The sequence below is a fragment of the Paraburkholderia sp. GAS32 genome (genome assembly GCF_050434225.1).
In the GTDB taxonomy this organism is placed as follows: Bacteria; Pseudomonadota; Gammaproteobacteria; order Burkholderiales; family Burkholderiaceae; genus Paraburkholderia; species Paraburkholderia madseniana.
This window is the reverse complement of the sequence record NZ_JBNPVS010000024.1, coordinates 22,072-36,672: the sequence shown is the minus strand read 5'-3', so window position 1 is coordinate 36,672 and position 14,601 is coordinate 22,072. Positions and strand designations below refer to the sequence as shown.

Annotated in this window: 10 protein-coding genes and 1 pseudogene; 4 read left to right on the top strand and 7 right to left on the bottom strand. The window is 57.4% G+C overall.

All coding sequences use genetic code 11. The features are described 5' to 3' along the window. Nucleotides 1–263: 263 nt before the first annotated feature. Nucleotides 264–404: pseudogene (locus P3T25_RS26635) on the top strand (biopolymer transporter ExbD); the annotation flags it as partial. Nucleotides 405–858: 454 nt separating this feature from the next. Here P3T25_RS26635 and P3T25_RS26630 read toward each other — a convergent pair. The 6 genes from P3T25_RS26630 to P3T25_RS26605 all read right to left on the bottom strand — a co-directional run bounded on the left by P3T25_RS26630 (nucleotide 859) and on the right by P3T25_RS26605 (nucleotide 10,497). After that, nucleotides 859–3,333 (bottom strand): efflux RND transporter permease subunit, encoded by a 2,475-nt coding sequence (locus P3T25_RS26630; RefSeq protein ID WP_429359719.1) that lies wholly within the window; start codon nucleotides 3,331–3,333, stop codon nucleotides 859–861. A 92-nt stretch (nucleotides 3,334–3,425) separates the two neighbouring features. Next, nucleotides 3,426–4,499 carry a YCF48-related protein gene (locus P3T25_RS26625; protein WP_429359565.1) on the bottom strand — a complete coding sequence of 358 codons (1,074 nt, stop codon included), beginning with the start codon at nucleotides 4,497–4,499 and terminating at the stop codon, nucleotides 3,426–3,428. A 36-nt stretch (nucleotides 4,500–4,535) separates the two neighbouring features. Next, a complete protein-coding gene (locus P3T25_RS26620) occupies nucleotides 4,536–6,167 on the bottom strand; it encodes a DUF1302 domain-containing protein (RefSeq protein ID WP_429359563.1) in 1,632 nt (543 codons plus the stop codon). 273 nt (nucleotides 6,168–6,440) lie between these two features. After that, the gene (locus P3T25_RS26615; protein WP_429359561.1) at nucleotides 6,441–7,805 is read right to left on the bottom strand and encodes a DUF1329 domain-containing protein; all 1,365 of its coding nucleotides are present in this window, start codon (nucleotides 7,803–7,805) and stop codon (nucleotides 6,441–6,443) included. 892 nt (nucleotides 7,806–8,697) lie between these two features. Next, the gene (locus tag P3T25_RS26610) at nucleotides 8,698–9,531 is read right to left on the bottom strand and encodes a pirin family protein (protein ID WP_429359559.1); all 834 of its coding nucleotides are present in this window, start codon (nucleotides 9,529–9,531) and stop codon (nucleotides 8,698–8,700) included. Between the two features lie 300 nt (nucleotides 9,532–9,831). Next, on the bottom strand, nucleotides 9,832–10,497 hold the full coding sequence (locus tag P3T25_RS26605; RefSeq protein WP_429359557.1) for an NADPH-dependent FMN reductase: 666 nt from the start codon (nucleotides 10,495–10,497) through the stop codon (nucleotides 9,832–9,834). Between the two features lie 172 nt (nucleotides 10,498–10,669). On the opposite strand from P3T25_RS26605, the gene P3T25_RS26600 reads away from it, so the two are divergent. After that, nucleotides 10,670–11,611 carry a LysR family transcriptional regulator gene (locus P3T25_RS26600; protein ID WP_429359555.1) on the top strand — a complete coding sequence of 314 codons (942 nt, stop codon included), beginning with the start codon at nucleotides 10,670–10,672 and terminating at the stop codon, nucleotides 11,609–11,611. Nucleotides 11,612–11,841: 230 nt separating this feature from the next. On the opposite strand, the gene P3T25_RS26595 is transcribed toward P3T25_RS26600, so the two are convergent. After that, a complete protein-coding gene (locus P3T25_RS26595) occupies nucleotides 11,842–12,240 on the bottom strand; it encodes a DUF3331 domain-containing protein (protein WP_429359553.1) in 399 nt (132 codons plus the stop codon). A 652-nt stretch (nucleotides 12,241–12,892) separates the two neighbouring features. On the opposite strand from P3T25_RS26595, the gene P3T25_RS26590 reads away from it, so the two are divergent. Next, nucleotides 12,893–13,642, top strand: coding sequence for an electron transfer flavoprotein subunit beta/FixA family protein (locus P3T25_RS26590; protein ID WP_429359551.1), 750 nt, complete (start codon nucleotides 12,893–12,895; stop codon nucleotides 13,640–13,642). 13 nt (nucleotides 13,643–13,655) lie between these two features. After that, on the top strand, nucleotides 13,656–14,588 hold the full coding sequence (locus P3T25_RS26585; RefSeq protein ID WP_429359550.1) for an electron transfer flavoprotein subunit alpha/FixB family protein: 933 nt from the start codon (nucleotides 13,656–13,658) through the stop codon (nucleotides 14,586–14,588). Nucleotides 14,589–14,601 lie beyond the last annotated feature (13 nt).

Here is a 14,601-nt window from a genome sequence, read left to right as displayed (position 1 = left end):
AGCGGCGTCTGAGGCGCTTGTCGGCGCTCGGTGGGCCGACAACCTAGCGAGGCCATCCGCGTTTTCCATCTCGATGCGCTGGAACTGTCGCCCGCGACGGAACAGGCATCCGGCGAAGATCGCCGTACGTGCCGCTTTGCCTATCTACGTTTGCCAACTATCCCCGAAATGCTGAACGCAAAGGGTGGCATGGCGAACGCCGATTCACTCCGATCTTTCCTACGCACGCGCAGGAATCCAAATATGGAATTCTTTGTTCACTTAGCATCGAGATCCCGGTCAACAAGGACGGCGATCTGTTCTGGAACGAAAAGCTGGTTGATACGCCGACGCTACTCACGCGGCTGAAGGTGGTGTCGGTGAAGCTGCCGCCGCCTGAGGTGGACGTACACGGTGACCAGACGTAAGCGTGTAGCTGGTGACGCCCTGACTTAGATCCTGGATCTACTGGTGCGCGCGAAGCTGGTCTGCAACGATCCACGGCGTGAGTTCGTCCACGCAGTTAATCGGGTGCTCCGCATTATTTGGTGGACACCAAGGTAGCAAAATTCACCGGTTAGTTCCAGACGGTACTGAGAACTCGCTTACGCTTCGGCGCGCAGGCGGCCAGCTGCTGATACTCCTCGGCATTCAGCATGACGGTGTCGTTTGGCATGGCCGGTTAGACCATGCCAGTACGCCTTGCGTTCAGCCTATAAGTTCGTAGTAACGCCGGGGATGCTCCCAGGTGACTGCGAGGTCAATGCTGAGAACCGGCCAGTTGCTCGGCTCTCAGCGTGACGGCCTCGCGTCCAGATGGCCAGGTGAAGCAGTCGGCTTCGAGCTGGGGGCCGATAGTGGCATCTTTGAACGCTTTTTTCAGCTTGCGGTTCGAATGTTTGCCGGCCCATCGTCACTTGATTCTGTGCTTGCACCACTGGCGATGTGTCCTTCCTCCAGGGCAGATGTGCTTTTGACGTCTGTGGTATCGAACGCATCACGCAGAAGGAAGTAGGACAATGCCGGTATCAATACAACTGCGCCCAACATGTTCCAGAGAAACATAAACGCAAGCAGGATACCCATATCGGCCTGGAACTTGATCGGAGACCATGCCCAGGTGATTACCCCAGCGGCCAGAGTGACTCCAACCAGCCCGACTACCTTGCCCGTGAACATGACAGATTTTCGATAAGCGACTGTTAATGTCGCACCACTGCGTTGCATGGCAAGCTGGACGCTGAGTAAGTAAAGCGCGTAGTCAACGCCGACGCCTACACCGAGCGCCGTAACCGGCAAAGTTGCAACCTTGATTCCGATGCCGAGTGCGACCATCAGCGCTTCGCATAGCACTGACGTAATGACGAGTGGGACGAGGGCGACAACGACGGCGCGCCAACTTCGGAAGGTAAGGAGACACAGGACCGAAACTGCGCCATACAGCAGTATGAGCATGTTGCGGTTGGCCGCCTGAACGACGACGTTGGTGATAGCTTCGATTCCAGCTGACCCCGCGGCAGGCAGGAATTGGATGTTCGACGAATCGTGCTTCTTACCATAGTCGACCACTTCATCGAGGACACGTGAGAGTGTAGCGGCCTTATGATCCGTCAGATACGCGATGATCGGTGTGACCGAACAGGACTCATCCGTCGCGTCTGGCGCAGCAGATTGGACAGCTGAAAAGGCGGCGTCGACAAGACGCTGATCCCGGCTGATTGTTTGCCATTTGCCGTTGCCGTCGAACTGGCCGGCGGTCACGTGCCGAATGATATCTGGAAGCGATACGACAGTCTGGACGCCAGGCAGTTGGGCTAGCGACCAGGTGAGGTCATCCATTCCTACAAGATTGGCCCAGCTCGCACATTCATTGGCAGGTGTCTTGACGATAACAGCAAACTGGTCACTGGACAGCCCGTAGTGTGCGGTCACATATGCGTCGTCGCGATTGTAGCGGGACGATTTGCGGAGTTCAGGAGCGCCGGGATCCAGATCACCCACCTTTACTCGCTGGCTGACTACGAAGCCTGCCATTCCGATTGTGAGAAAAATTGCAACTACCGTTAGCGCCCATCGACGTTCGGTCAGCACATCAAGGTGATTCCACCAGTGTCGGGTTAAAGCTGAGCCTTCGATTTCCCGTTCATCATTGTTTGCGTGGCGTGCTGCCGCCTTTGGACTTACCCCAACGTACGAGAGCATGACGGGTATCAGAATCAGCTTCGTCACAATCAGAATACAGACTCCAATACTGGTCTGCAGCGCCATGTTTCTGATGATGGGTATGTCGATAAGCATCAGGACGGCGAACCCCACGATGTTAGTGAGCAAAGCCGTGAGACCTGCGAGAAAGAGTCGGCGGAATGTATATCGTGCGGCAACGTATCGATGTGTACCGCGCGCGATGTCCTGCATGATGCCATTCATCTTCTGCGAACCGTGCGACAGCCCTATGGCAAAGATCAGGAACGGTACCAGGATGGAGTATGGGTCAAGGTCGTATCCCGTCAGCTGCATCAAGCCTAGCAGCCAGACGACGCCGGTCAATGAGATCAATACCAGTAGCACGGTGCTGCGCCAGCAGCGCGTGTACCAGAAGAGAAATGCCGTCGCAATTGCTACGGCGACGCCAAAGAATCGTGCAACGTCGACCAGTCCATCCATGAGGTCGCCGACGAGTTTTCCAAATCCGACGATATGGATGTCTACGTCCGGTGTCTGGGCGGCGCGTATCCTCCGTTCCAGTTCGTGGGAGAAGACGCGGTAATCGAGAGGAGCTCCTGTCCTGACATCGCGATCGAGAAGCGGAACGATGATCATGCTCGACCGTTGATCGTTGGCAACAAGGGTGCCCGATATGCCGGCTCGGGTGACATTTTTGCGCAATGCCGAGATGCTATCCGATGAGCCGTTGAAGTCAGCCGGCATCACCGGTCCGCCGCTGTATCCATCTTCTGTGACTTCGGTCCACCGGACTAGGGGCATCCAGAGGGACTTCATCCACGACCTGTCGACGCCTTGCATGAGATACACGGAGTCGTTGACTTTTTTAAGCGTTTCAAGATAGCGAGGATCATAAATGTCGCCGTTTCTGTTCTCCACGACGATCCGTAATGTATTACCCAGGCCCCGGAGCTCTTTTGCATTTTCGAGGTAGTTTTTAATATAAGGATGCGAACTGGGAATCGTCTTCTCGAAACTTGCGTTCACGGAAAGTCGGGTCGCGTGAAAGCCGAGGAAGAGGGTAATGAGCGCACAGATAGCAACCACAATGAGCCGATGGTTGAAGATCAGTCGTTCGGCCAAACTGCCCGAATTTGAATCAAAATCACGCGGGTCCCGGATGACGGGCATGTTGTCCGTCTCAGCAGATGGTGAATTTACTGGCACTGTCACGATGCGGTCCTTGAGAATAAGTCCAGAAAACACGACTTGCCGGCGATCAGTCAGTCCTGATTGCTCAGCTGCACGGATTTCGGCCCGACTGAGGTTGCAACAACCGCCGTGTGCTCGTTGAACATGGTTATCCCGAAAATTTCTCCGGCCTTTGCGACACCCACTTCATCGAAGTCGATGCTTGTGCCATGAAGTCGCATGATTTTTCCTCCGCTTGTAGCAAATAGCAGATCGCCTTTTGGCGTCGTGGTGTGCCCGACGATCGTCTGAGTTGTACCCGTGTTGAGAGCCTTCCACGTTCGTCCGCGATCTTCGCTGAGGAACGCATGCCCGTTAAGTCCGTAGATGACGATCTGTCCATCACGCGCCGCGACACCAAAAAAGGACCCCGTATAGGGCGGATTCATGGAGCGGAACCTGCCGGTTGCCGGGTCCAGCCTCAAGGCGGTGCCGTGCTCGCCCGCAATATAAACGTCATCCTGATCGCCCTGAATCGCGTAAAGATGCATTCGCTGAGGATTGTCAAGGCGATCGGTGAGTGGTACCCAGTTTTTTCCAGCGTCCGACGTATGAAGAACGATGCCGAAGGCACCGACGAGGTACCCGTCACTGTCGTTCCTGAACCAGACGTCCAGAAAAGGCCACGCCGGCGTGCGGGATGCGTTCTTCTTGAGCCGACTGGCCTCGCGTTGCGCGGTGGCATCCCCGCTCGCGCCGAGCTTTTCGTAGTACGCCAGCTGGATCTTGTACGCCTCGTTTCCGTCCATCTGACGCGTCCACGTTGCACCACCGTCCACGGTGCGGAGGACTACGCCATCATGTCCCACTGCCCATCCGCGACCCGGGGAGGGGAACGAGACAGCGACCAGATCCGTGGACACGGGGGCTCCCACCTGATGCCACGTTGAGTCCGACGAGGCAGCGCGCAAAATATGACCGCGCTGGCCGACCGCAATGAGCGTCGAACCTGCGTGTGCTATGGCCATGACGGGAGCGCGAATAGAACTCCCGGTCAGCAGGGCGGGTCGCTCCACAGGGTCAGAAAAGTTCAAGGGCGTCGCGATCGCGTTAAATGAAATACCTAGAGTCGCGATCAAACAGGTCGTCAAATGAAACAGCCGCATACAGTTCCCCTCCTGGTTCACACATGAAGTGGAACGTTAGAATCCGGCCTTAAAGGTGAGGAAAACCCACCCCTTGTCGTTGTACGCTGCGGCACCGTTGGCGAGCACTGCGGGTCCCTGGTTGTGTGTCCTGGCGTAGAAACCTTCATAGCTCAGCGTAAGATCGTACTTGCTTTGATACTTGAAGTTGACCCCAATGGAATAGGTCGCCGCCCCTTGGTAACCACCGCCGTTGTTCGCGGCGTTCCCGTAGAGACCATAGTTGATGAAGACCGGCATATCGATGTCGACCGATGGGAACACCTGCAGCCACTGTGGATCGAAGCTGTAAGCGACGCCAACAAAATCTTTGGTCGCGCATCCGTTCCATTTGTATGTGCATGAACCGTAGCCAACACCGTTGAACTGCGTTGGATTGCTTGTCACCGCCGACAGATGGTTGAAGGTAAGTTCAAGTATGGCGCTTCCTGTGTCATAGAAACGGGTCTTGTCGAGTACCCAGATTGCGTTGAGCACGGCATTCCAGGTGTTGCCTGACGGGCCCTGATTATTTACCGGGTTGATTCCCGAAGGAGACAGGGCCGTGTTCTTACGATAGGAAATCTCCGCTCCGATGCTCGCACCCGCAATGTCCCGCGCCGCAGTGACGCCAAAGAGTTGGGTGCTTTGCGGATAAACCAGCCGATATGCGTTGGCCGTTATTTCAGGTGCAACCCACGGCGTGTAGTCGTCAAACTTCCGGTAGTAGAAACCGAACTTCGTTTCGATCGGCGCGACATTCCACTGGACGTTTACTCCAAAATTTCCCGTGTTCTTGGGCTCGAGCGCTCCGATCTGTGGCAAGGCTCCGCCTCCAGGTAAGGGGAGCTGATTCGGACCCTTGTAGAGGAAGTCGGCACCCCCGAAGTAGGTGCCTCCAACCGGAAAGCGTGTTGGTTCCCATTCAAGAAAGTATTGGGCGCCGAGTGAAACAGAAGGTGTGACTTGTGATTGAAGCGATACTGCATTCAGGGGCAGAAAGAGAGTCTTGATCTCGGCACCTGGGTTCGTGCTGCCTTTGATGCCGTCTACCGGAGATTGGGAATATGAGACAGCATATGTATTGGAGAAAACGGCTTCACCCCAATACTGGGTATGTCGTCCGATCTTTACGTTGATCGGTACATCGCCGACAAAGAATTTTCCAAACGCATAGGCGTCAAGAAGTTCCGCCCCCGGGCCGCGATAGTAGTGGGTGGTATACCCACTGAACGAATTGTTTGCGTAGCCGCTGGCGCCGAAAAGCGGATTGATGTCCGCCTTGGATGCACTATATGCAGGGTCATACCAACCATCGCCGCTGATACGAAAGCCGTAGTTGTTTTGATACTTCACTACAAGTTCTGACAGCAGGCTGAACCGGCTCGTATTGATGTCGCCCTGCCCGAACTTCAGATCGGATCCGCCTGCGGCAGAATTGATAATGTATTGGCGTTGAGCTTGGGTGCGTACACCGCCCGTGTACCCGAACGTATTGGTCCAGGACACGCTCAAGTCTGGAATCCCTGTATCTACCTCGAACGCCTTCGCCGGATCACCCGCAAACAGCAAATACGCGGCAACCATAGCCAGCTGAAGGCCTGGTCGAATAATGTTGGACGAAGTGCCACTATATTGCTGGGTTGCCATGATGCATAGTCTCCGTTAATAGTTTTTGAGGCTCCCCCGGTCAATCCTGACTGGAGATTCGTGTGATCGATTAACTGGACAGCGGGTGCTAAAGCGAGACGGTTTGTAGATAAGTATGGATTACGAAATATATGTATTATGAAATACAAGTTAGTCGTGGCTGGTGTGCCTTGGTGAAGCGCATGGTGGGGAACCATCGAGGGGCATCGTCTGATGCCCCTTGTCCTCCGAAATGGTTCTCTTATGTCGGATCCATCTCAGGCATTCTCAGGTTCAGTCGTTGCCACTGCCTGCGAGCGCTTCCGGGGTCAACTCTCGCTCTCCAGGGATCTTGGGATGGAAGTCGTAGTAGCCGCTCGGACTAAGAAGGACGTTGATGGAGTAATTGCCCTTAACGAAATCGAAGACGGAATACATCGATCCGAAGGGGCTCGCAGCGTCATAGACTTGAAAGGGGTAGACGAACAGGCCACGGTAAAGGTTGCCGCCGCTATCGTAGTTATCAGCCATACCAGCCGCCGGGTTGTCCTCGTCGAGATACAGGACCCGTTTGCTGTACGCGTGTCGCATTCCCGCTTTCAAAGTGGCCTCAACCACCCATACGCGATGCAACTCCCAACGCTCGCAGGTCGGATCGAGCGTGTGCGCCTTAAGTGCCTTCTGTCCGAGGCACTGCATCGAAAGCTTGTAGGTGTTGTAGGGTATGTACATCTCCTTCTTTCCTACGAGCTTGAAGTCAAACCGGTCCATCGCGCCTGAAAAAAGGAACGTGTCGTCGAAGAAGGAGGTGCCGGCTGCCGGTGCGGCGGGAGTGTCATAGGCAAACGTCGGTGCGAGTTTCATCCTGCGTTGGCCCGGATCGAAATCCCAGGCACGACGCGGTTGCTTAATAGGATCGAGATAGTCCGCGTAGGTGACGATCTCTCCTCGCGATCGGGGAGGGTTCGTGAAGTTGAACACTACAAAGTTGTATTTTTCAACATCAGACCGTTTGTCTCCCATGTAGAACGGCATTTCAATATAGCCATCCACCTCGCTGGCGAGGTAAGGGTGTCCCGATGTATCAACGATCCAGACATCGGAATTGTGAAGGGCGACGGGCGGCTGATATGCCACAAGGTGGTTCCACATTGCTTCGTAGCCCGTTTTGGGAATCGGAAACGGAATCCCACCCCTGCAACTGGAATCAAGGCTGAGGCCGCCCTGAAGCGTCTTGCACTTTGTCGCGTTGCCCCGGGTAGCCTCGTACACGGACTCGGGAAAAGCAGCTGTGCGGTGCGTCGGATAAATGTCGAGATAGTAGTCAGGATTCCGCTTGAGCAGTTCACGTGCCCCGGCGCTCAGACGATCCGCATACTGCGACATGTTCTTGCTATCGATACGCAGGACTGGTTTTTCGTCCTTGTATGGGTCGATATATGCGCCGGGCGCAAGCTTGCGCACATAACCTGCCGGAGGTGTTGTCAGTCCGCCAGTCCAGGCGGGGATGGTACCGTCCGCGTTTGCCGCTTTTGTCGCTCCGACCGGCGTGAGGGAGCCCCCCAGATCCTTTGCCTCGTCTGCAGACACCTCCGCAAGGCAGGCGTGATAGCCAATCGCGAGGGTGCAGGCAAGCGCCATTGCTTTCCATGCTTTCATTTGTGTCTCCGATGTCGTTGTAGGCATCCGTATGCGTCGATCTGTCGCCTGACTACGCTGAAGAACAACGCCAGATAAGTTCAATTATATATACGATAAAGTCAGGTCCGGGACTTATCGCAAACCCGCACTTGGCGCGAACTGGTGTCGATAGCGTTCGTGCGAACCCCAGCCGGACGGCCGTCCGGGTGTAGCAAACTTCCTTTTTGACGCATGCCCGCGGCCGGAAAGCAGTGAGGGAGAAAAGGCTTGAAGCGCTTCCGGTGCGACGCGACGTCGAACCCAGGATCAGCGTTGTGTATTGGTCGGAGAAATGGATCGGCTGAATGAGGAACGCTCGCGCGCAATGGTTCGCCGTGCAGTGATCGTGGAGAACGGGGCGGTTGCGAGGCGGGTCAGCCCATAGTGGCCGCTGGAGGCCAAACCCGCCTGACCGAATCCGGCATGTGGGCCGGTTCAGATCGCTGGTGACCGAGCATGTGCAGTGACATTTTTTCAGCGCCGCCGGGCACCGCGGGTGACGCGGTGCGGAGGACAGCGTACCGCCCGGGAACCGGGAGCACCAGGGCCGACTGCGGTCATGAGATCATGGTGGCCGGATGCATCTCAGGGCGTTTGCGTTCGGGGGGAAACACGCGCCACGTTCCATCGTCATGTCGGAAGAAGAAGATCGCGAACGTGCCGCTTGCGCAGGTAGCTTCGATGCATGCATACCGCCATGTCGAGCGCCGCGAATGGTTGAAACTGACGACCCTGATGCACCGTTCGGTGCCGGCTCCTAGCCATTTGTCGACAAGGGCACGTAATGACCTTTCTCGATAGCTCATGAATGTCTCCTGCAGGGTCCGCGTCCCATGTGCATTGCGAGCGGCTTATGAAGTACCGGAGGAAGTTACAGCCGACCTTCCTTCACAAGCTGGTTACGGAGCCTTGATATGTGCGCCTCGCCTTCACGCAGTGCGGCTGGCGTTGAATGCACTGAGTAGTAACCAAGGACAAGACTGTGGTCATGGGGTGCAGCAGAGCCGACGACGAACTCGGTGTCGCTGGCTGCTTCAAACTCGACTGGCTGGCTCGACGGAGCGAAGGTTGCGAGGACCCCGTAGTCCAGACGGTCAGGGACCAGCACTGAACCGGATGCGATGGCCGTCCACAACACCGCGTGGTCAACTGGCGGCTCGTAACGCCAGCGTTCGCCTGCCTTTAACCGAACAGCAAGGTAATTGATGGACGATGGTGACCGGATCGCGCTTGATGCATTGCCGTAACTTCCAAGCAGCACTCGAACAGGTCCTTCGCTCTTGACTTCATCAGGAGCAAGATATCGACTGATCGTCGGCCCAAGTTCCGAATCGGGAGGTAAAGCAACCCAGAGCTGGAAGCCGCGAGTCCGTCCGGCTGCACCGATTCCACCGCCATGCCACATCCCACGACCTGCCTGCATCCATTCGACGCCACCGGCTGGCAACTTGCCTCTGACATCGTCGGGATCCGTATAGTCGAGGACTCCCTCAAATATGTAGGTCAGGGTGGCAATGCCCGAATGCGGGTGCAGTCCGCCTTCGAAGGGCGGCCCGTCATGGTCGAACAGGTCAAGGAATACGAAGGGCTTCAAGATATTGCCGAGGTCCGACGGGTTCATGAGCCGCGTAATCGATCCATGTTTGTGGCCTCGCGTTCGGTGTTCGATTGCACGTACCGGCGTGTCCTGGCAGGAAATGTTCATGCTGTTATCCCGTAAGTTGATGAGGTAGAGGGTGTCCGTTGTTTTCGCGTACACGTGATAAACGACGCGAAGGTGGCAGATGCGAAAAGTCAACGAGGGCGGGGAAGGCGCCGCGATCAAAAGACCACGCGCGCCAAATAGCCGTGTGTCTGACAGCGGCACCCGCTAACATCAAGCGGGGCCAGTCACCGCCTTCGAGGGGCGATCGACAATCGTCACGCTGATCGACGGTGGTTCAATCCGCGAGCGCCTGTGGCATCCTTGCTGCTGGCAAGAAGCGATCGACCCGGACGGTTGCCGTTACGCGGCGTCCGCCTTGGACGACGTGCGTGCGACGTGCAGCGCCGACGTCCACCAGAGCAAATCGTCAATCATCGCATTTGCGGGTGCTTCAAGTTCCGCGAGTCCTGCTTCGACATCGCCTCCCTGGAAGTGAGTCCAAAGCGTTGCAGCGGGAATGTGCACGGAGGAACGGATGGGCGCGAGCTGCAGTTCGACTGCTGTCTCGCGCAATTGCTGGACGCTTCGAGTTCCGCCCGCACCGCCGTAGCTCACAAACGCAATGGCTTTGCGATTCCATTCCGGGTAGACCCAGTCCAGCGCGTTCTTGAGTACCGCAGATGGTCCGAAGTTGTATTCAGGAGTTACGACCACAAAGCCGTCAGATTCGGCAACAGCAGCGGTCCAGCGTTGAACGACTTCGTTGGCGTACGCCGCGCGTCCAGGCATGGCCGGCGGCACGGGCTCGTCAAAAAACGGCATCGGAAAATCACGCAGGTCCAGCAGGCGTGCCTGAATCCCGCGTCGCTCCAGCTGTTCATGTATCCATTTCGCAGGCTTCTCCGAAAAACGACCCTGACGAGTGCTTCCTACAATCACAGATATGACAGTCATTACGGTATCCTGATTAAAGTGCGTTGTATTTGCGGTATGCTTGCCGCGAGACGGGGGGCGGCGCCAGTTCATGGCAGATCTGGCGAAAAGCGAACCGGCTGTCTACGGGCTCTTTCAGGTCCTCACTCCCGGACTGAAGGTTTATGACCGACGCCAGTAGACGTATTGAATACTAGACAACCGCTCATTCCATTGCCAGACGGTAGAATGGCATGCACTCGTGCAAATTTGAACGCAATCCAAGATGGACCTGAACGATATCTCTCTATTCGTAAGCGTCATACGAGCAGGCAGCTTTGCTGAGGCGGGACGGAAGCTGGGCGTCCCCCCCAGCACCTGCAGCCGGCGGATCAGGGAACTCGAACGTGCCCTGGGAGTGCGCTTGATGCAACGCTCGACGCGGCGGCTGGTGATGACAGACGCTGGTGCCTCATTTTTTTCGCAATGCGCGGAACAGATCGACGCCCTCGGCCAATCGGTGCAGCAGCTCACGGATGCTGGCGAGGTGGCTGTTGGCAGGGTCCGGGTGGCAGCGGCTGTCGACTTATTTAGCTGGTTTCCGATGGACCGGATTGCGGAGTTTGCGGCAAAGTATCCCGGCATCTGTCTCGAATTCCACCTAAGTGACTCCAAAGCCGACCTGATGGGTGACGGCATAGACGTGGCGTTACGCGCGGGCAAGGTGACCGAGCCCACGCTTGTGGCGCGCCAGGTTGGCTGGAGTGAATCCACCCTGGTCGCCAGTCCACACTACCTCGAGGGGCGTGGCGCCCCGATGACACCGATGGACCTGGCCGCGCACGAGTGCATAACACCGCCGAGCCGGGCCGGTACACCGGTCATCTGGCACCTTGACGGTCCCGACGGTCCAGTCGAATGTCAGATCAGTGGTCGCTTTCAGGCAAACACTATACAAGCTCAGCTTAGCGCGGCGATATCAGGGCTTGGTATCGCGCTGTTGCCTTCGGTGCTGACCGCGGGGTACCTCCAGAAGCAGCTCTTGCAAACGGTAGCTCCGGGATACGGCCTCCATGACGTCGGAATCTATTTCGTGTACCTGAATCGCCGCCATATCCCGCGGGCGGTAACCATCTTCAGCGAGTTTGCCAAGTCGGTGATGATCGAGGAGGGAATGGTCACGCCAGAGCGCTCTCCGAGGTCCGTCTCTGCCAGATCGACTCTTTAGGCCAATGCGAAAAGTCCATCGCGGTGTTGAGTCCGGATTGTGTCCGCGTGCGTTCCCGATCGGTCCATCTTATCGCCAGGACCGTCAGGCAGCAGTCAAAGGATCAGTGACGGAGGTGCTTTGTCATGGAAATCATCGCAGTGGCCGGCCGCGATTGTGCGGTCAGCGCTTCCGGTTCGACTGTTTTTTGGATGGTGCCTGTCCTGATTCGCGGTAGAACCCGCGATTGATCACTCAGCTACCGCAAACCCGATACCATCGGCTGTAATCATCGCTCCCGCGTTGTTTGGCGGCGTCGCGCCACCCCGAGGTCGATAGACGGCGTCACCTCTTGCGATAGGGCGGCCCGTCAGTACACAGGTTCCTGATTTCCTCGCAATCGCAAGACGCCAAGTCTGATGACCGTAGTGGCCGGAGAGCGCGTCACGCCATGATTCTGTTAGCGTCTGGGCGGTCGGCTTGTCGATTACGCGTACAGTTGGTTTGTTGTGCTCGCTCCAGTTGGGCAAGGCAACAGGTCTGCGGGAACCCCGAGATGATGAAGGCGCGGCGGGTGCCTGCCATGCTCCGCCCAATCTGCAGATTGCCTTGACAGTTTGCAACCACGCGTTGGCATTCGTCTCAATCATGTACTTCCCCCAAAAGTCGAAACTGCGCCCGCACGGCCAGCAGTGCGGTTTTCCCCGCGGAATGGGGTGCATCACTACGGACTGCGTCGAGCATTGGACTCCGACACACGCAGTATTTCCAGCGCTGTTTGGGACCGTCTGACATGGAGGACATGCGGACGGGCTGGCGTTTGCCGCCGCTTGCATACGCATCTCCTTGCAGTGCTGATCGTCCCCGCGTGGGCGGAAACGGTGACGACGGCTATGACCGTGAAAAGTTGATGAACGAAGCCCGCAACTCGCAAAACGTTGTTCCGTGTGGGGATGCGAGCGTCGTTTTGCGAATGACGTGGCTTGTCTGCATGCGATGTCGATACAACGCTGACCCCACTCACGCCTGAGATCCACTTCGCGATTAAAGTGACTAGGTTTCTGGCGGTCTGCAGTGTGGCTGCTGGTCTGGTGTCGCAGCGGTGCCAAGTTCCTTACTTTGAGCCATAGGACAAACCTATGGCTGGCAAAGCTAACTGATATTTGCGTTGCCGGCGGCCTGGCTTTCAAATAGAGGCTGAGCGAGGCATTGGCCTCGCGATCTTTCTACAAAAGCGGCACCGTCGATGCTCCTGTTGTCATGTGATTCCATCGGGCGCGGTGCCCGTGATCGGGAGACGACGTGAAAGTCCTGGTGCCAGTGAAACGAGTGGTCGACGCCAACGTGAAGGTCGGTGTGAAGTCGGATCAATCCGGTGTCGACATCGCGAACGTGAAGATGTCGATGAATCCGTTCGACGAAATCGCGGTTGAAGAAGCGGTGCGTCTGAGGGAAGCGGGCGTGGCGACTGAAGTGATCGCCGTGTCGGCGGGCGTCACGCAATCGCAGGAAACGCTGCGCACGGCGCTGGCGATCGGCGCGGACCGCGCGATCCTGATCGAGTCAGGCGACGAGCTGCAGCCGCTGGCGGTGGCCAAGCTGCTCAAGGCGCTGGTCGACAAGGAGCAGCCTGGGCTGGTCATCCTCGGCAAGCAGGCCATCGACGACGATTCGAATCAGACCGGCCAGATGCTGGCTGCACTGGCTAACCTGCCGCAAGCTACCTTCGCGTCGAAGGTTGTCGTGGCGGACGGCAAGGCTACGGTCTCGCGCGAAGTGGATGGCGGTGCCGAAACGTTGTCGCTGACGCTGCCGGCTGTGGTCACCGCCGATCTGCGCCTGAACGAGCCGCGCTATGTGACGCTGCCGAACATCATGAAGGCGAAGAAGAAGCCGCTGGAAGTCGTCAAGCCGGAAGACCTGGGTGTCGACGTCACGCCGCGCCTGAAGACGCTGAAAGTCGCTGAGCCGCCGAAGCGCTCCGCCGGTGTGATGGTGCCGGATGTGAAGACGCTGGTCGAGAAGCTGAAGACCGAAGCCAAGGTGCTGTGAGGAGACGGACGAAATGACGAATCTGGTAATTGCTGAACACGACAATGCGTCGATCAAGGCCGCGACGCTGAACACGATTGCAGCCGCGCAGAAGATTGGTGGCGATATCCACGTGCTGGTGGCAGGGCACAACGCGCAAGCTGCGGCGGATGCAGCAGCGAAGATTGCAGGTGTTTCGAAAGTATTGCTGGCCGACGCGACGCAACTCGAAGCGGGCCTCGCAGAAAACGTCGAAGCAACCGTGTTGAACATCGCGAAGGACTACACACACATCCTCGCGCCGGCGACTGCCTACGGCAAGAACATCGCGCCGCGTATCGCCGCGAAGCTCGACGTCGCACAGATCAGCGACATCACCGCAGTGGATTCGGCCGACACGTTCGAACGCCCGATCTACGCGGGTAACGCGATCGCGACGGTGCAATCGGCTGACCCGATCAAGGTCATCACAGTTCGCACGACCGGTTTCGACCCGGTTGCAGCAGAAGGCGGCAGCGCAACGGTCGAGAAGATCGAAGCGGCAGCCGACACGGGCCTCTCGCAATTCGTGAGCCGCGAAGTGACGAAGCTTGACCGTCCGGAACTGACGTCGGCGAAGATCATCGTCTCGGGCGGCCGGGGTCTGGGCAACGGCGAGAACTACACAAAGGTGCTGGAGCCGCTGGCAGACAAGCTGAGCGCAGCGCTGGGCGCATCGCGCGCGGCAGTCGACGCGGGCTTCGTGCCGAACGACTATCAAGTCGGCCAGACGGGCAAGATCGTCGCGCCGCAACTGTACGTGGCGGTCGGCATCTCGGGCGCGATCCAGCATCTGGCCGGCATGAAGGACTCGAAGGTGATTGTCGCGATCAACAAGGACGAGGAAGCGCCGATTTTCAGCGTCGCCGATTACGGTCTGGTGGGTGATCTGTTCACTATTGTGCCGGAGCTGGTGGTAGCCGTCTGACGACTTTTTAAGG